The organism is Pseudomonas sp. Marseille-Q5117, from assembly GCF_946901175.1.
Lineage (GTDB): Bacteria > Pseudomonadota > Gammaproteobacteria > Pseudomonadales > Pseudomonadaceae > Aquipseudomonas > Aquipseudomonas iranensis.
In genome coordinates, this window is the sequence record NZ_CAMPPP010000011.1 from 88,945 (window position 1) to 107,314 (window position 18,370).

Annotated in this window: 15 protein-coding genes; 10 read left to right on the forward strand and 5 right to left on the reverse strand. The window is 60.2% G+C overall.

From position 1 onward, the window contains the following. Positions 1–126 precede the first annotated feature (126 nt). From OC605_RS17925 to OC605_RS17945, 5 genes are all read left to right on the forward strand, one after another. Complete coding sequence (locus OC605_RS17925; RefSeq protein WP_133339836.1) at positions 127–402, forward strand: hypothetical protein; 276 nt, start codon at positions 127–129, stop codon at positions 400–402. A gap of 48 nt (positions 403–450) precedes the next feature. Beyond that, entirely contained in the window at positions 451–2,139 is a 1,689-nt protein-coding gene (mqo, locus tag OC605_RS17930; protein WP_410056007.1) for a malate dehydrogenase (quinone), read from the forward strand. Between the two features lie 132 nt (positions 2,140–2,271). Then, on the forward strand, positions 2,272–2,877 hold the full coding sequence (locus tag OC605_RS17935) for a biliverdin-producing heme oxygenase (RefSeq protein WP_016774141.1): 606 nt from the start codon (positions 2,272–2,274) through the stop codon (positions 2,875–2,877). Then, positions 2,874–5,111, forward strand: a complete 2,238-nt coding sequence (locus OC605_RS17940) for an ATP-binding protein (RefSeq protein ID WP_262138541.1) — start codon at positions 2,874–2,876, stop codon at positions 5,109–5,111. Before OC605_RS17935 ends, OC605_RS17940 begins: the two co-directional genes overlap by 4 nt. 221 nt (positions 5,112–5,332) lie before the next feature. After that, entirely contained in the window at positions 5,333–5,920 is a 588-nt protein-coding gene (locus OC605_RS17945; RefSeq protein ID WP_262138543.1) for a LysE family translocator, read from the forward strand. A 144-nt stretch (positions 5,921–6,064) separates the two neighbouring features. Here the strand turns inward: OC605_RS17945 and OC605_RS17950 are convergent, their stop codons facing one another. After that, positions 6,065–6,898 carry an AraC family transcriptional regulator gene (locus OC605_RS17950; protein ID WP_186569223.1) on the reverse strand — a complete coding sequence of 278 codons (834 nt, stop codon included), beginning with the start codon at positions 6,896–6,898 and terminating at the stop codon, positions 6,065–6,067. 168 nt (positions 6,899–7,066) lie between these two features. On the opposite strand from OC605_RS17950, the gene OC605_RS17955 reads away from it, so the two are divergent. After that, the gene (locus tag OC605_RS17955; RefSeq protein WP_262138545.1) at positions 7,067–7,459 is read left to right on the forward strand and encodes a GFA family protein; all 393 of its coding nucleotides are present in this window, start codon (positions 7,067–7,069) and stop codon (positions 7,457–7,459) included. 87 nt (positions 7,460–7,546) lie between these two features. On the opposite strand, the gene OC605_RS17960 is transcribed toward OC605_RS17955, so the two are convergent. From OC605_RS17960 to OC605_RS17970, 3 genes are all read right to left on the reverse strand, one after another. Then, on the reverse strand, positions 7,547–8,383 hold the full coding sequence (locus tag OC605_RS17960) for an IS3 family transposase (protein ID WP_241196157.1): 837 nt from the start codon (positions 8,381–8,383) through the stop codon (positions 7,547–7,549). Then, a complete protein-coding gene (locus tag OC605_RS17965) occupies positions 8,380–8,685 on the reverse strand; it encodes a transposase (RefSeq protein WP_225927690.1) in 306 nt (101 codons plus the stop codon). Before OC605_RS17965 ends, OC605_RS17960 begins: the two co-directional genes overlap by 4 nt. An 838-nt stretch (positions 8,686–9,523) precedes the next feature. Beyond that, the gene (locus tag OC605_RS17970; RefSeq protein ID WP_262138546.1) at positions 9,524–10,354 is read right to left on the reverse strand and encodes an alpha/beta fold hydrolase; all 831 of its coding nucleotides are present in this window, start codon (positions 10,352–10,354) and stop codon (positions 9,524–9,526) included. A 249-nt stretch (positions 10,355–10,603) separates the two neighbouring features. On the opposite strand from OC605_RS17970, the gene OC605_RS17975 reads away from it, so the two are divergent. The 4 genes from OC605_RS17975 to OC605_RS17990 are packed head-to-tail and all read left to right on the forward strand — an operon-like array spanning position 10,604 to position 14,841. After that, positions 10,604–11,059 (forward strand): (2Fe-2S)-binding protein, encoded by a 456-nt coding sequence (locus tag OC605_RS17975; RefSeq protein ID WP_010459764.1) that lies wholly within the window; start codon positions 10,604–10,606, stop codon positions 11,057–11,059. Between the two features lie 22 nt (positions 11,060–11,081). Next, the gene (locus tag OC605_RS17980; protein ID WP_262138549.1) at positions 11,082–13,244 is read left to right on the forward strand and encodes a xanthine dehydrogenase family protein molybdopterin-binding subunit; all 2,163 of its coding nucleotides are present in this window, start codon (positions 11,082–11,084) and stop codon (positions 13,242–13,244) included. Position 13,245: 1 nt separating this feature from the next. After that, positions 13,246–13,824: a hypothetical protein gene (locus tag OC605_RS17985; RefSeq protein ID WP_186569226.1), complete on the forward strand. Its 579-nt coding sequence runs from the start codon at positions 13,246–13,248 to the stop codon at positions 13,822–13,824. A 54-nt stretch (positions 13,825–13,878) separates the two neighbouring features. Continuing rightward, positions 13,879–14,841 (forward strand): sensor domain-containing diguanylate cyclase, encoded by a 963-nt coding sequence (locus OC605_RS17990; protein ID WP_262138552.1) that lies wholly within the window; start codon positions 13,879–13,881, stop codon positions 14,839–14,841. Positions 14,842–14,976: 135 nt separating this feature from the next. Here the strand turns inward: OC605_RS17990 and OC605_RS17995 are convergent, their stop codons facing one another. Next, on the reverse strand, positions 14,977–18,099 hold the full coding sequence (locus tag OC605_RS17995; protein ID WP_262138554.1) for a hypothetical protein: 3,123 nt from the start codon (positions 18,097–18,099) through the stop codon (positions 14,977–14,979). Positions 18,100–18,370: the final 271 nt, after the last annotated feature.

Genomic DNA, 18,370 nt, shown 5'->3' on the forward strand with positions numbered 1-18,370 from the left:
CCGCGCGTGACAGCCGTGGTTCAAGCCAGGCGACCAGCGCCCGAATGCACCGTTGGTCTTTTCCATTGCACTTGAGCGATAACGGCGATTCCAAACAAGTCCGATCAACGTTTTCTGGAGGCAGAAATGACCCATCCATCCAGCAACGACAAAGCGCTCAACGAAGACATTAATCCCAACGACGACGGTTTCGTCATCGGCACCGCCGGGCGCGATGAAGACCCCAACGCCACCACCGACGGGCAGGTCCGTCGTGACAACGAAGATGTCATGACACCCGAAGATACTCGCGGTCTGCCCGGTTATCCCGGCGCGGAAAAGAACAACCCTTCGAAACCGGTTCCCGACAGCAGCGTACCGGCCAATGGTGATCCATCCGTGCAAAACGACAGCGCCGACTAAACTGGCGCTATCGCCGACAGAGCCCAAGGAGGCCCCATGAACAACCCGATGCGCCATTGGGCGCTGCTCGCCTTGACCCTTTCGGTCGGTATCAGCCAGGCCTATGCCGAACCCACCAAACGCGTCGACGTGATGCTGGTCGGCGGCGGCATCATGAGTTCGACGCTGGCGGTCTGGCTCAGTGAACTGGAGCCGGGTTGGTCGATGGAAATGGTCGAGCGTCTGGACAAGGTCGCCGAGGAAAGCTCCAACGGCTGGAACAACGCCGGCACCGGCCACTCGGCGCTTGCCGAACTGAACTACACGCCGGAAAAGGACGGCAAGGTCGATATCACCAAGGCTGTCGAGATCAACGAGGCGTTCCAGATCACCCGGCAGTTCCTCGCCTGGCAGGTGAAAACCGGCGTGCTGAAGAATCCGCGCTCGTTCATCAACTCCACGCCGCACATGAGTTTTGTCTGGGGCGACGACAACATTCGTTTCCTGAAGAAACGCTACGAGGCGCTGCAGGCCAGTCCGCTGTTCCGCCCGATGCAATATTCGGAAGACCCGCAGCAGATCAAACAATGGGTGCCGCTGATGATGGAAGGGCGCGACCCGACACAGAAAATCGCCGCCACCTGGACGCCGATCGGCACCGACGTCAATTTCGGCGAGATCACCCGCCAGTTCGTCAGCCATCTGCAAAGCCGCGACAACTTCAACCTCAAGCTGTCCACGGAAGTGCGCGACATCACGCGCAACGACGATGGCTCGTGGCACGTTGAGTACAAGAACCTCAAGGACGGCACCACGGCCGCCACCGACGCGAAATTCCTGTTTATCGGAGCGGGCGGGGCGGCGTTGCCGCTGCTGCAGAAGTCCGGTATTGAGGAAGCGAAAGACTACGCCGGGTTCCCGGTGGGTGGTTCTTTCCTGGTCACGGATAATCCCGAAGTCGCGCAACAGCACATGGCCAAGGCCTACGGGATCGCTTCGACCGGCGCGCCACCGATGTCGGTGCCGCACCTCGATACGCGGGTGCTCGATGGCAAACGGGTAATTCTGTTCGGGCCGTTCGCGACGTTCTCCACCAAGTTCTTGAAAGAGGGTTCGTATTTTGATCTGCCGGCCAGTACGACCCTGCACAATCTTTGGCCGATGGTTCGGGTCGGCGTGCGCGAGTTCGATCTGGTGCAATACCTCGCCGGCCAGTTGATGCAGTCCGATGACGACCGTTTCGAGGCGCTGCGCACCTACTTCCCTCATGCGAAGAAAGAGCAGTGGCGACTGTGGCAGGCCGGCCAGCGCGTGCAGATCATCAAGAAGGATGAGCAGCAGGGCGGGGTGCTCAAGCTCGGTACCGAAGTGGTCGCGTCGAAGGATGGCAGCATTGCCGGACTGCTCGGCGCGTCGCCCGGGGCGTCAACAGCCGCGCCGATCATGCTCGACCTGATGGGCAAAGTGTTCAAGGAAAAACTGGCCTCGGCGCCGTGGCAGGACAAGCTGCGCCAGATCGTGCCCAGCTATGGCACGCGCCTGAACGAACACCCGGACAAGGTCATGGAGGAGTGGCGCTACACCAGCGAAGTGTTGCAACTCACGCCGCCACCGGGCATCGATCAGGCTCCGGCGCAAAACCCGCCGGGCAATATCGACGCTGTGCAGCAGAAGAATCTGGACAGCGACCCCGACCTCAAGCCCTGGGACGGGCAGATGTGGCGCGGGTCGAACTTTTTTGATCCGGCGCCACTCTGAACGTGTCGTAGGGTCGCGGTTCGACAGAAAAAACGCTTCGGCAGGCAGAAAAAGCTGCGTGGCGTGATAAATTCCCCCCACGTCGAGCCCACCCAGAATGGCCCCTGCCGGGTCCCACCAAGAGCGATCTACATGCAAGCAAAGGCCCGTGAGGTTTATGTGCCACCGGTGCTGCAGGATCTGCGGGCCGGCACAGCCGAACTGCACATCGCACTGGAAAAACGCCTTCCTTTTTTCTCCGACACCCTCGATACCCCCGCTTTCGAGCGCTTGATGCAGGCCTATTACGGGTTCTATCAGCCGCTCGAACAGGCGTTGCTCGCCAGTGGCGCGGTCCCGGACGATTTCAATCTGCTGCCTCGTCTGAAGGCTGACACCCTGCGCGCCGACCTGCGCGCACTGGGGGCAACCGCTGATGATTTGCCGCTGTGTGAAGATCTGCCAGTCATTGACTCCAGCGCCGCCAGTCTCGGCGTTTTGTACGTGCTCGAAGGCGCGACTCTCGGCGGGCAGATCCTGCGTCGGGAGATCGCCGCGCGGCTGAATCTGGACGCCGACAATGGCGCTGCCTTCCTCGATGTCTACGGCGCGGCCACCGGGCGGCGCTGGCGCGAGTTCATCGAATACCTGAGCAACCGGCCCATGGCGGCCAGCGAACGCGCGGCCGTGGTCAGCGCAGCACAAATCACATTCAGCTGTTTCGAGCAGTGGCTCGAGCGCCAGGAGGTACTGGCATGAACCCGCAAGACCCACAAGCCTTTGAAGAACTGCTGGCCAACTGTGCCGACGAGCCGATCCGCTTTCCTGGCGCGATCCAGCCCCATGGTCTGCTGCTGACCCTGACCGAGCCTGCGCTGCAGATCATCCAGGTCAGCGCCAACGTCGAAACCCTGCTGGCCCGCGCGCCCGAATCCTTGATCGGCAAGCCGCTGCACAGCCTGATCGGCGCCGAACACACCGCGCAAGTGCTGCAGGCCTTGCAACAGGCGACGTTCTCCGAGGCGGCGCCACTGCGTTTCGAGCTTAACGGCACTGAATTCGAAGGCTTGCTGCACCGCCATCAGGGCGTGCTGATTCTCGAGCTTGAGATTCATGTAAAGAATTTCCAGCCGCGCAACGTCGCCGGGGTCAATACCCACTTGGGCCGCATGCTCCAGCGCCTGCAAGCGGCGACCACGCTGCAGGCCCTGTACGACATCAGCGTCAAGGAAATCCAGGCGATGACCGGTTACGACCGGGTGCTGATCTATCGCTTCGAGGAGGAGGGCCACGGTCAGGTCATCGCCGAAGCGTCCGATCCGTCGATGGAAGTGTTCAACGGCCTGTTTTTCCCGGCTTCGGACATTCCCGAGCAGGCGCGCGAGCTGTACCGCACCAATTGGCTGCGGATCATCCCCAACGCCGATTATCAGCCGGTGCCACTGGTGCCGAAGCTGCGCCCGGACACGCAGACGCCGCTGGACCTCAGTTTCGCCACGCTGCGCAGCGTCTCGCCGATTCACTGCCAGTACATGAAGAACATGGGCGTGCTGTCGTCGATGAGCATTTCCCTGCTCAAGGGCGACAAGCTCTGGGGCCTGATCAGCTGCGGCAATCGCCAGCCGCTGCACGTGCCGCATGAATTGCGCATGGCCTGCCAGACCATCGGCCAGGTCTTGTCGTTGCAGATCAGCGCCATGGAAACCCTTGAGCTGACCCGCCAGCGCGAAGAGAAGGTCGAAGCGCTGGCGCGGCTCAATCAGGCGATGGTCGATTCGCCGCAAAACGTCTTCGACGGCCTCGCCCAGCAGCCAGCGACGCTGATGGCGCTGGTCAATGCCGGCGGCATTGCGATCATCGAAGACAAGCAGTTGCACCGTTACGGCAACTGCCCTGAACCGGAAGAAATTCGCGCGCTGCACAAATGGTTGCAGGCGCGCGGCGAGCCGGTGTTCGCCAGCCATCACCTGTCCAGCGTTTACCCGCCGGCGGCGCAGTATCAGTCGGTGGCCAGTGGTGTGCTCGCCATGAGCCTGCCCAAACCGGTGGACAACGGCGTGCTGTGGTTCCGTCCGGAAGTGAAGGAAAACATCAACTGGAGCGGCGACCCGCGCAAGCCGCTGGATCTGGAAAACTCCGACGCCGGCCTGCGCCTGCGTCCGCGTACCTCGTTCGAGATCTGGAAAATCGAGATGGCCGGGATCTCCACCAAGTGGAGCCACGGTGACCGGTTCGCCGCCAACGATCTGCGCCGCTCGGCGCTGGAAAACGATCTGGCCCGTCAGGTACGTCGCGAGCAGGAGGCCGTGCAGGCACGGGATGATCTGGTGGCGGTGGTTTCCCACGACCTGCGCAACCCGATGACGGTGATTTCCATGCTCTGCGGCATGATGCAGAAAGCCTTCAGTTCGGAAGGCGCGCACACCTCGCGGCGCATCTCCACGGCGATCGACACCATGCAACAGGCCACGGCGCGGATGAACACGTTGCTGGAAGACCTGCTCGATACCTCGAAAATCGACGCCGGGCGCTACTCCATCACCCCGCAGGCGCTGGAGGTCGGGCACATCTTTGAAGAGGCCCAAGCGTTGCTGTCGCCGCTGGCCCATGACAAGGACATCAGCATTTCCTTCCTGGCCGATCCTGACCTGCGCATCCACGCCGACCCTGAGCGGCTGTTTCAGGTGTTGTCGAACCTGGTGGGCAACGCCATCAAATTCACCCCGCGCATGGGCACCGTGGGCGTACACGCGAAATCGGTGGGCGATGAGATCGTGTTTATCGTGCGTGACAGTGGCGAAGGCATTCCCAAGGAGCACTTGCCGCATGTGTTCGATCGTTACTGGACGATGAAGGAAGGCAACCCGACCGGCACGGGCCTGGGTTTGTATATTACCCAAGGCATCGTCGAAGCCCATGGCGGCCAGATCGTCGCCGAGAGCGAGCCGGGGCAGGGCAGCGAATTCCGCTTCACCGTGCCGCGCCTGGCCTGAGTGCCCCCTGTAGGTTTCGATCGTTCCCACGCTCTGCGTGGGAATGCCTCTACGGACGCTCTGCGTTCGGCTCTGAATGGGACGCAGAGCGTCCCGGGCTGCATTCCCACGCAGAGCGTGGGAACGATCAGATTCGGAGCCTCAGGGTCATTTTCTTCAATACCGCAAATCCCCCGCCCGCTACCGTAGCCACCTCGTTCCTCGTTTGAAGCAGGTGTGCAATGAGTCTGATTCTTTCCATGGCGGCCTTTGCCCTCGCCGCATCCATCACCCCCGGGCCGGTCAATATCGTCGCCTTGAGTTCAGGCGCGCAGTACGGTTTCCGCGCCAGCCAGCGGCATGTGGCCGGGGCGACGCTGGGGTTTGTGCTGTTGCTGGTGCTGATGGGGCTGGGCCTGCATGAAGTTCTGCAGTTGTGGCCATTCATGACCCGCGTGGTGCAATGGGCCGGGGTGGCGTTTCTGTTGTTCATGGCCTGGAAACTGGCCAGCGATGACGGCCAGTTGAACGCCAGCGACTCCGCCCGCGCGCCGTCGATGCTCTATGGCGCGGTGATGCAATGGCTCAACCCCAAGGCCTGGCTAGCGTGCGTAGCCGGCATGGGCGCATTTGTCGCCGACGGCGAGGCGCGGCTGGTCTGGCAGTTTGCGGCGGTGTATCTGGTGATCTGCTATCTGTCGGTGGGCTGCTGGGCGTATGCCGGGACGTTCTTGCGCGGGTATCTGAGCAATGCGGCGGGGATGCGCTGGTTCAACCGGGTGATGGCGTTGTTGTTGGCGGTGAGTGCGCTTTATCTCCTGATCACCTGATTGGCAGGTCAATTACAAAACCCTTGTGGGAGCGAGCCTGCTCGCGAACGCGGTGGATCAGTCAGTGAAGTGTTGAATGACACACCGCGTTCGCGAGCAGGCTCGCTCCCACAGGGGGGGCAGTGATCAACTTTGAGTATGAAGTCAGCCGCGATACTGCCCCGGCGTCGCCGCCAGATGCTGTTTGAACGCTCGCTGAAAATGCGCCTGATCGGCGAATCCAGCCTCTAGCGCTACATCGGCAATCAACCGCCCGCTGCGCAAGCGCTCGCGGGCGAACTGGATGCGCTGGTTGACCAGGAAGGCATGGGGCGTCATCCCGTAGCGCTGTTTGAACGCACGAATCAGGTATGACGGCGATAGTTGCGCCGCCGCGCAAATTGCCTCGAGGCTGAGCACTTCGGTGCAATGTTCACGAATGAAATCAGCGGCGCGTTCCAGCTTGAAATTCGGCTCGGCAACGGGCTCGTCCGCCGGATTCAGGCGCCCCTGCAAATCACTGAAAAACTCAACCGCCGCGCTGTGTTTCGCCAGCGCCTCCAACTGGTCGTCGAGCAGAACCTCATACAACCCCATCAATTTGCCAAACAGCTCGGCATCGGTCAGATGCGTGTCGGAGAACCGTCGAAATTCCAGCTCCGCCGCAAACCCCAGCTGATGCTGCAAATCCGTCAGCCACGGCGTTTCGACATACAGCATCACATACGACCAAGGCTGATCATCGATAGGATTGCAGGCATGCACATCACCGGGATTCATCAGCACCACGGTGCCGGCCGCCACCTCATACTGCGCCTGCTCATGCACATAGGTGCTGCGCCCGGCGGTGATCGCGCCGATGGAAAAGTGCGCATGGGAATGTCGCGCGTAACAGACTTCACGCCCATCCGCGATGGCCCGCGCCTCGATGAAGGGCAGGGCGTCGTCGCGCCAGAAACGCGGGGCTTTCTCGGGGTTTTTCGCTGTGGGGTGTTTCATCGTGATCGTCCCGGCAGGTCAGCGTCTGAGTGTATTAGCTCTGGCCAGCGAATGCCCGTTGCAGTGTCGTCACATCAAGCTTTTTCATCTGAAACATCGCCTGCATTGCAGCGCCGACTGTTATAGGCTCTGGGGAGCGTCACACCACGGGCGCGATGGAGCTAAACCATGACTGCATTTACCGGCGGATGCCTGTGCGGCGATGTGCGTTTTCAAGCCACTGGCGAGCCTTACCGGGTTGGACTGTGCCATTGCCTGGACTGTCGCAAGATCCACGGTGCGCTGTTTCATGCTTCGGCGATTTTTCCTGAGGACGCGGTGACCCTCAGCGGTGAAACCCATGAGTATCAAGGGCGGCACTTTTGCCCGCGCTGTGGCTCGTCGGTGTTCAACCGCAGTGGTGATGAGGTTGAGGTGAACCTCGGCGCGCTGGATGCGCCGAATCAGTTGAAGCCGACCTATGAGAGCTGGATTGTGCGGCGTGAATCGTGGTTGCCGGATTTTCCGCTGGCCAGGCATTACCGTGGTGATCGTGAAGGCAAAGGGCGGCGAGAGGAATAGGATTTATTGCATTTCTGAGCCCACCGAGGGCCCCTGTAGGAGTGAGCCTGAACTGGTCAAGTAATCCCAGACACCGGTTACGGTGTTTTAGGCAGCTTTCTGCTCCATCGCTATTGGCGACAGATAACTGTTGTAGCTGTGGAGCCGGGTGCGGTTGTAATACACGAAGAAACGCACCATGTCGGTTTCTGCTTCATCGATCAGGCTGTAGCCGCTGCGAGGCACCCATTCTGATTTCAAGGTTCCAAAAAAACGCTCTGTCGGAGCGTTATCCCAGCACTGGCCACGATGACTCATGCTTTGCAGGATGCCATGGCTCATTAGTTCCTGTTGAAACTTGCGACTGGTGTATTGGCAACCCTGATCCGAGTGAAACATCAGTCCCGGCGGGCATGTTCGTATCTGTGTCGCCATGCGTAACGCCTTGCTGACCAAGTTAGCGTCATTGACCAGCGAGAACGCCCAACCAATGACCCGGCGAGCAAACAAGTCGATCACAATGGCTAGATGAACCCAGCGCTTGCCCACCATCAGACTGGTAACGTCTCCACACCAGACCTGATTAACCGCCGTTGGCTTGAAATTTCGCTTGAGTAGATTGGGTGCGACAAATGCTTCAACTCCCCTGGATCTAAATGGATGCGGTTGGCGCTGTTTGCTGACAATGTTTGCCTCTCTCATTAGCGCTCTGACAAGACTCCTTCCCGCCGCTATGTTTTGGGCCTGCAGACCTTTGCTGATCATTCTGGAGCCCATGGCACCCCGGCTTTCGCTGTGCAGTTCAACCACTTTCAGCTTGAGTTCTTCGCGTTTTATCTGTGGCTTGGCTAGCCGCTGAAGCCACTCGTAAAAGCTGCTGCGCTTCACATCGAAAACACGACACAGAGTGGCAGTCGGAAAAGACTCTCTTAGCTCCGCGATCATCGAAAACGATCGGGATCCGACATCAAGAGAGCAGTAGCCTTTTTTAAGATATCGGCTTCCATCTCCATGCGTTTGATCTTGGCTTTCAGCTCCTGAATCTCGCGCTTGTCTTCGGTAATCGCTTTAGTGCCATTGACCGGCTGTCCTTCGCGCTCTTTGCGAACTTGGTCCACCCACCGCCTTAAGGCAGTAGGGCCTATATCCAGCGATGCGCAAACGTCTGGAACCGGGCAGTTGTCGTCAAGCACCATGCTGGCAGCACGTAGCTTGAATTCGCGGGTATAAATCTTTCTTTCGTTCATGAAACCTCCAGATTGGCGAAATCATATCGCCCTTAAGAGGTGTCCGGAATTATTAGGCCAGTTCAGCCTGCTCGCGAAGGTTTTTTGTCGAGCGATGATTTGTTCTGGTTGACCGAGTACATATCCGTTGCTGCGGTAACGGCGGCTTAGGGTTTCGCCCTTACGGCGACTTACTTTTTTACAAGCGCCTAAAAAAGTAAGCAAAAAACGCTAGCTCCTACGTTCGGCCCTCGCAGGCTCGGGTTCCTTCGCTCCGGGATCGATCCGGGCGCAGCGGCTCCGGTTTGCTTCGCTGCACCTCCTTCCGCTGTGTCTGGCTGCGCCAGACGGTCGCTGCGCTCCCACGCCCGTATCAATCCCTCCGCTCAGCCTTCCGACGTCGCCGGTGGATCAAGATCAAAAGCCGCAGGCGAGCTGACACTCGGCCTAGAGGTGAACGTGGGACTGTAGGAGCTGCCGAAGGCTGCGATCTTTTGATCTTGATCTTGATCTTGATCTTGATCTTGATCTTGATCTTGATCTTGATCTTGATCTTGATCTTGATCTTGATCTTGATCTTGATCTGGTAGGAGTGAGCCTGCTCGCGATTGCTATCTCAAGGTACGAAAGAACAGCGGATCTACCCTGATCCCTGTGGGAGCTGGCTTGCCAGCGATGGCGGCCTTCCAGCCGACCAGTCTCTGACGGATATACCCAATTCCAACTGTGGGAGCGAGCCTGCTCGCGAAGGCGTTGGGTCAGTCAACATGCAAGTGGCTGAACGAACGCTTTCGCGAGCAGGCTCGCTCCCACAATTTGTTTTGTGGTGTCCGCTGCTATGGGTACATCCTCAGCTCTGTCAGCCGCGAATAAACGCCAACAAATCCGCATTGATGGTTTCCGCTTGCGTGGTCGGCATGCCATGCGGGAAGCCCGGATACGACTTCAGTGTGCCGTTGGGCAGCAGTTTCGCTGACAACGGTCCGGAGTTGGCGTAGGGCACGATCTGGTCATCCTCGCCGTGCATGACCAGCACCGGCACGGTGACTTTTTTCAGGTCTTCGGTGAAGTCAGTTTGCGAGAACGCGACGATGCCGTCGTAATGCGCCTTTGCGCCGCCGATCATGCCCTGGCGCCACCAGTTGGCGATTATCCCTTCCGCCGGCTCGGCGCCGGGGCGGTTGTAGCCGTAGAAGGGGCCGCTCGGCACATCGCGATAGAACTGCGCGCGATTCGCCGCCAACTGCGCTTGAAAGCCATCGAACACCGATTTCGGCAAGCCGCCGGGGTTGCTTTCGGTCTGCACCATCAATGGCGGCACGGCGCTGATCAATACCGCTTTGCTGACCTTGTCCTGGCCATGCCGGGCGATGTAATGGATCACTTCGCCGCCGCCGGTGGAATGGCCGACGTGCACCACGTTGCTCGTACCCAGATGATTGACCACGGCCAGCACATCGTCGGCGTAGTGATCCATGTCGTGGCCGTCCCAGACCTGGCTTGAGCGCCCGTGCCCGCGTCGATCATGAGCAATCACCCGAAAGCCCTGTGCCAGGAAAAACAGCATCTGCGCGTCCCAGTCATCCGAACTGAGCGGCCAGCCGTGGTGGAAGTGGATCACCGGCGCGTCGCGCGGGCCCCAGTCCTTGTAGAAGATATCGACGCCGTCTCGAGTGGTGACAAAGCCCATAGGTGCTGCTCCTGACTCAAAGGATGGTCAACCGCGATGCATCGCGGACCGCTTGTGCAGAGGTACGACGACTCATTCGAGCCGTTATCAACTGTAGGAGCAATGCCGGGGTCTGCATGACCGCTGGTCACAACGTCTGGCTTCAGGCGCAAATTAGGCTTTGCTGAAAGGGATAAGCGCGGGCATCCGTAGGTTTTTGCGACCACAGCGACGCCCCTTCGCAACACGTGAGTCTGAGGAAACCATCCGATGTTGACCCTGAATATCAATGGCAAGGACCAGGAGCTCGATGTCCCCGCCGACATGCCGCTGCTCTGGGTTCTGCGCGATGTCGCGCACCTGACCGGGACCAAGTTCGGTTGCGGCATGGCCCAGTGCGGCGCCTGCACCGTGCACGTCGACGGCGCGCCATTGCGCTCCTGTATCACCCCGGCGACCGCCGTTGCCCACGGCCAGAAAATCCTCACCATCGAAGGCTTGTCCACCGATGGCTCGCACCCGGTGCAGCAGGCCTGGGCCGAGCTGGACGTGGTGCAGTGCGGTTATTGCCAGTCCGGGCAGATCATGTCCGCCGCCGCGTTGCTGGCGAAAATCCCCAAACCCACCGACAGCGATATCGATCAGGCGCTCTCCGGCAATATCTGCCGCTGCGGCACCTATCCGCGCATTCGCGCAGCGGTCAAACGCGCCGCCGAAATCGGCTGAGTCATTCTCTGGGAGAGGAACGATGGACAGTCCCGTATCGCGTCGCGGGTTTCTCAAGGGCAGCGCACTGTTAAGCGGCGGCTTGATGGTGGCGTTCGTGGTGCCGGGGGCCAATCGCTTTGCCCGGGCGGCAGAAAATCAGAACAAGACCTTCGCGCCCAACGCGTTCCTGCGCATCGCGGCGGACAACAGCGTCACCGTGCTGCTCGGCCATTCAGAAATGGGCCAGGGCATCTGGACCGGCCTGACCATGCTGATCGCCGAAGAACTGGACGCCGACTGGTCGAAAATCAGCGTGCAACACTCGCCAGCCTCGGCGGCCGATTACGGCTTGCCGGCGTTTGGCGGCATGCAGATCACCGGTGGCTCGACGTCGACCTGGATGGAATTCGACCGCTATCGACTGGCCGGTGCGACGGCGCGGCAGATGCTGGTGGAAGCCGCAGCGAAACGCTTCGACGTCGCGCCGTCAACGATTCGCACGGAGTCCGGCGTGGTCATCGCCGGGGACCAACGCGCGACCTACGGCGAACTGGCCGATGCCGCCGGGCAACTGCCGGTGCCGGATCCGAAAACCATTACCTTCAAGGAAGCCAAGGACTGGAAAGTCATCGGCAAACCGACCAATCGTCTCGACACCCCGGAGAAAATCACCGGCCGCGCCAGGTTCGGCATGGACGTGCAGTTCGAAGGCCTGATGACCGCGATGGTCGCCCGCGCCCCGGTGTTCGGTGCCACGGTGAAATCCTTCGAAGGCGCCGCAGCGCTGGCGATTCCCGGCGTGCACAAGGTGGTGCAGGTGCCCAGCGGCGTGGCGGTGGTGGCCGAGCATTTCTGGGCGGCGAAGCTGGGCCGTGATGCGCTGAACGTCGATTGGGATCTGGGGCCGTTGGCCGACATGAGCAGTGAAAAACTGCTGGAGAGTTTCCGCAAACTGGCGGCGACGCCGGGCACCTCGGCCACGCAGGCTGGAGATGCCAAGGTCAATTTCGGCAAAGCCGCGAAGAAAATCGAGGTCGAATACAGCGTGCCGTATCTGGCCCACGCGCCGATGGAACCGCTCAATTGCACGGTGAAAATCAGCGCCGGCAAATGCGAGATCTGGACCGGCACGCAATTCCAGACGCTGGACCAAATGGTCGCCAGCAAGATTACCGGGCTCAAGCCCGAACAGGTCGAGATACACACCGAATTCCTCGGCGGTGGTTTTGGTCGCCGCGCCAATCCGACCTCGGATTTCGTCGCCGAAGCCGTGCAAGTGGCGAAAGCGGCGGACCTGCCGGTGAAAACCGTGTGGGCGCGCGAAGATGACATTCGCGGCGGCTACTACCGCTCGATGTACCTGCACAAAGCGCAGGTCGGGCTGGGCGCCGATGGTTTGCCGATGAGCTGGCAGCATGTGCTGGTGGGGCAGTCGATCATGGCCGGGACGATGCTTGAGGCGACGATGGTCAAGAACGGCATCGATGCCACCTCGGTAGAGGGCGTGGCCGACAGTCCGTATATCAAGGATCTGCCTCACCATCAGGTCGACCTGCATTCGCCGCAAACCGGCATCAATGTGTTGTGGCTGCGTTCGGTGGGCCATACCCACACGGGTTTTGTCATGGAATCGCTGATCGATGAACTGGCGACGGCGGCGGGCAAGGATCCGGTGGAGTACCGGCGAACGTTGCTCAAGGCGCACCCGCGCCACCTCGGCGTGCTCAATCTGGCGGTGGAGAAGGCCAACTGGGGCGCACCGTTGCCGGACGGGCATGCTCTGGGCGTGGCGGTACACGAGTCGTTCGGCAGCTATGTGGCGCAGGTGGCGGAGGTGTCTCAGGACAATCTGGCGATCCGCGTGCATCGGGTGGTCTGCGCGGTGGATTGCGGCATTGCGGTGAATCCGCAGAGCATCGCCGCGCAGATGGAATCGTGCATCACCTTCGGTCTCGGCATGGCGTTGCACAGCAAACTCACCGTCAAGGACGGCGGCGTCGTGCAATCCAACTATCACGATTATCAGGTGTTGCGGCTCAACGAAATGCCGGTGGTGGAAGTGCATATCGTCCCCAGCAGCGAGAAACCCGGCGGCATCGGTGAGCCCGGTGTGCCACCGACCGCGCCGGCCGTGGCCAACGCCGTGTTCGCCTTGACCGGGCAACGCCTGCGCGAACTGCCACTGCAACTGTCGGGGGTGTGAGATGAAACGACATCTTGTGCTGGGCACCGTCGTTTTGCTTGGTCTCGGTAGCTACGCCTCGGACCTGTTTGCCGAAGATCAGGAAGCTCTGAAAGCCTTTGGCACGGTGCAGAAAGTCTTTCAGAGCCCGCGCTGCCAGAATTGCCACATTCCCGGCGATTCGCCGTTGCAGTTCGACGCCGGCATCCCCCACGCGATGAATGTGGTGCGCGGCATGGACGGCAAGGGCGCTGCCGGTTTGCCCTGCGCGACCTGCCACGCCGAAAGCAACCCGCCGGCCAGTTACGGCCCTCATGCGCCCCCGGGTGCGCCGCACTGGAGCCTGCCACCGGCGGCGCACAAAATGGCCTGGATCGGCCTGCCCTCGGACAAGCTCTGCGCGATGATCAAGGATCGTGCGAGCAACGGCGACCGGGATTTCGCCGCACTGTTAAAACACGTCAGCGAAGACAAACTGGTGCTCTGGGGCTGGAATCCCGGGGCAGGGCGCGCACCGGTGCCGGTGCCGCACGATATTTTCGTCGCGCAGTTCAAACTCTGGGCCGATGCCGGCGGGCCGTGTCCGGTGGCGCAGATGTGATGCCCCGTCGATTAAGCGCTACGCTGAACGCATGACTGTCTACGGAGTGTGCGCATGCTGGTGCCCGGAAAACCTGCCAATGAAGCTGCACGAATCGACGCGCTGCATGGCCTCAACCTCGACTCGGCGCCGGAGGAGCGTTTCGATCGTCTGACGCGCCTGGCCAAGCGCTTGTTCAACGTGCCGATCGCCCTGGTCACGCTGGTCGACACGGATCGCCAGTGGTTCAAATCCTGTGTGGGACTGGATGTCAGCGAGACGTCTCGCGATGTCTCTTTCTGCGGCCATGCGATTCTGCAAAACGAGCTGATGCTGGTTCCCGATGCGCTGGAAGATCTGCGCTTTCATGACAATCCGCTGGTTACCGGCGCGCCGAATATTCGCTTTTACGCCGGGTACCCACTGACCGTGCCCGACGGCAATAAATTGGGCACTTTGTGTCTGATCGATACCAAACCGCGCAATCTCGATGACGAAGAGCGCGCCTTGTTGCGCGACTTGGCCGAGATGGCCGAGCAAGAGTTGATGGCGGTGCAGATGGCGAGCATGGATGAGTTGACGTTGTTGTCCAATCGCCGTGGTTTCAAGCAACTGGCCCAGCATGCCCTGGATGCCTGCGCGCGCCTGAACCGGCCGGCAACGCTGCTGTTTTTCGATCTCAACGACTTCAAGCAGATCAACGATCTGTACGGCCATGCCGAAGGCGACAGTGCGCTGAAGACCTTCGCCGATGTGTTGCGCATTGCCTTTCGCGAGAGCGACGTGGTCGGGCGCTTGGGCGGCGATGAGTTCGTCGCATTGCTGACTGGCTCCAGCCACGTTGAAACCACGCGGATCATGGCTCGGCTCAAGGAAATCCTCGAAGAGCGCAACGCCACGCTGCACCGCGGTTACGCGATTCGCTTCAGCGTCGGCCAGATCGAATACGACCCCACGCGCCACGAAACCGTTGATCGGCTGCTGGCCGATGCGGATGGCGCGATGTATGCGCACAAACAGGCGTTGAAAGGCTGCTAGCACCGGCACCATCGCTGGCGAGCCAGCTCCCACAGATATGGTGCTGAACTGAAAATCCTCCGCGCCATCGAAACCTGTGGGAACGAGCCTGCTCGCGAAGGGCGTCAGCCGATTCATCCCCGGATTCGCCAGTGCTCAGCGCTTGGGCGGGCTCAGCTTCTGGTAAAACGCCAGCCATTTCTCATGACTGGCCGCGGCATCCTCGAGTTCGGGCACGACCAGTGCCTCTTGCAGGGCTTTCGCTTCGAAGGCGTCGAACAGATGTCGGACAGCGGTGCTGGCGATGGCGTTGACCTTGTTGGATGCAAAGGTGTCGGGCACGGCGGTGCGTTCCTGTTGCGCCAGGGGCGCGCCGTGAATGTCCAGACGCGTGATGAACGCCTTGCATGTGGCATTGGCAGCGGGAACGGTTCCGCGCCGATATGCCTCGGCGTCGAGTGGCAGTGACTTCGCCACTTCCTTCGCGGCAGAGGGTTTGAGTGAGGCGATGTCGATATCACGCCGCAAGACCACTTCCGATCGGCGGGTGAGCACCTCGAACACTCTGGCCGGCGTTCCATGCAGCAGCGCCAGAATGCCAAAGGGCGCCGCGTCATTGGCCATCTGCTTGTTCGCCGCAGCCGAGACTGGCTGCACGGCGAGCAATTCCAGACTGTGGCCTTCAATATCCTGCCGTTGCGCCAGTGGCAAACGGCAGAGCGCTTCCTTGATCAAGGCAATATGCGCGTCCTTCATCTGTTTGAGTCGCGCGCCAAGTGCCGCATGGAAAAGGCTTGTCACCTTGCCGAGCTGGGCAAACGAGGTGCGCAGGGATGCCAGCGGTACTGGTTCGCTGCTCGATTGCCAGCCCTGCATATCGCCTGCCAGCTTGCCGGCCAGATGCAAGTCACTCAGCGAATAAAGCGCCGCTGGAGTGTCGCCGCTCGATGCAGGAATGGACAGAACCTTGTCTTCGAGATGCGTATTGTCGACAAACACTTTGCGCAGATCCCCTTGAGCGACGCTGGTCGGCGTTGCAAATTCTCTGAGAAAAGCATGGTAGTAAAACCCCCGCATCAGCCGATTGTGTTTGCGAAAGGCACTGTCGGCCTTCTTCATCGTAGCGGTGTCGTACAGCGTGACCGGGCATTCGGCATCGCGCTGGACCAAACCTCTGGCAACGGCCCAGTCGACAACGATCGAAGCACAGGCATCCCCGCGCAGGAATTTGTAGAAATCTGCAGGTGCAGGGCCTTTGGTCAGGCTGGCCAGGTGTTCGAATGACATCAGGCGCGTCACGCCCGGAAGACGGCTTTCGATATACAGGACCACCTGTTTCAACCTGACCCAGCGCTGGCTGTTCATATAAGAGAGGGACGCAGGAATGTCGCGGATCAGGAATTCCGGTGCGATGCCGGACAACAAAAGATGGGTTGCCAGTGTCTTGTTCTTGAACGCTGCCAGATTGAACTGATGATCGATGAACCGCCGTACTTCGTCATAGGTTTCGCCCCAGAAATAGCTGTCTTCCAGACGTTGGCTGATGATCCTGTGCACATCCTCACCGGCGCTTGGTTCCAGGCTGAGAATCAATGCGGCGAGCAGCAGGCGTTCGCGATTGCTGGCCATGATGTGTCTGTCCCGAGCCGGTGGCGCGAGTTTCTTCACCAACTGGTTGCCCAGCGTCCGGGCGCGTGGTGTGCTCAGGATGCGGCTGATCAGGTAGTCGGCCTTGGCCTTGAGGGTGGTCAGCGGCAGATCGGTGTCGACCCCTTCGCTCAGATAGTCGATCAACGGTGCTGAGTCCTTGGGCAGGAACGCCTGGGTGGTGTCGATGACGAGCTGGCGTTGCGCTGCGGTAAAAGCCTGGGTTTGTCTGCCAGGCTGGCCCAACAGATGCCAATGGTTCATGTGCCCGGGCGGCATGTGCAGATTGACCTTGTTCCACTGCGCGAGCGCGAGGGCCTGCTGGACTGTTTTTGGTAATGGCAACTGGTAGAAACGCAGCATCTGCCCCAGCGTGACCTGGCCACTGGAGCGCAAGGCCCCGCCCGCCTTGCGCGCCTTGGTTTTGAGCAGATCACGGTAAAGTTTCAGATCAGGATGCTTTTCCACTTGCGGCGTCAATGTCACCCAGCCGTGCGCGCTGGCCGTGCCGACATGTCCGGATTCAGTCAACAGCAACGGACTGTCCCTGGGTAGATCGTGCTGTTGCACGATGGCCTGAAAATCCGCATTTTCCCTGAGCGTCTGCAACCCTCGCTGGCCGGATTCAATCCTCTTCGCCAATGCGGAATCCGGATGGGGGTCGCTGAACTCCTCATAATCCATGCGGGCCGTGGGTTCCTTGTTCCAGCTCAGGGCTTTGAGGCGCCGAACAATATGCCGATCGTCTTCAAGGTTGGCGAAGCTTTCCCGATAGCGGCGAATAGGGTCGGCGGTCTGCACGTAGTCACTGACGTAAGGCAGTTCAGGCCAGCTGTTTTTTCGCAGGCGTAGAGAAAGTGCTTTGGCCGCCGTGGCGTCTTCCGGCAATGGCAATTCGTAGCGGCTGAGCAATTGACCGAGCTTGAAGCGCGGGCCGCCACGGGTGGCGGACACGGACGAAGAATCGAGCGTGACCGGCGTGGCGAGAAAGCCGCGCTGCTCGAAGGGATCGCTGACCAGCAATACCTCATCGATTCGGTCGGCGATTGCCTTGAAATCCGCCAGCTGCCCGTCGCGCTCCTTGACCACAGCCGAAGTGGTTTGGCCGTTCTCATCGATGGCGGCAAGGCCGGTGGTTTTCAGCTCGGCGACGATGATTCTGGCCTGAGCGGTGTTTTGCGGTTCCGGATAACCATAGAACGCCAATACCACTTGGCGTGGAAAGCGATACAGCGGATTGGCCGACTTGCCGCCGATGTACGGCAAACCCAAGCCGGCAGGATCAATCCGTTGTGAGATCGACAACAGCATCGGCGCCATCTGCCACCAGCCGGAGTCATCTTCCAGAGTGAAAGTGCGAACGGCGCTGGAACCGTTCGAGGGTGTCTGCGCCTGCAGGGTGTCGCCCTTGATCCTCAGGGTGTCCAGATCGATGTAAAAGCGACTCGCCCAGTCGAGAAATTCAGGGCGTTCGAGGGCGGTCCAGTAAAGCTCCATCCATTCGCGCAGCAGGCATGGCCGAGGAACTTCAAGCATGCGTGGCGGCTCGGCGGCAGTGGCCACCGGTACGGCGGTCAATTCCGCGATGAGGTTCTGGATCAGTGTCTGTTGATGTACCGGTGTGTCGTTCATCTGCGCCTCCCTGGCGGTTGATAAGCATCAAGCGTCGAGTATCGAAGGCAGGGCAGGGTGGTTGGCGGTACATATCTATCGATTTGGCCTGAAAAGACATGATTCTGGTCTATCCAGACATTAGGACTGTCATTTCCGACAGTGATCTCGAAAGTCGATATCGCGCTAAGCTCAAGCCTCGGCCGGCGCGTCTTTCAAATGATCGGCCTCTGACGGAACGCTTCCAAAGGAGATGGATGTTATGAAGGCATCAAAAAAAAAGCACGTAACA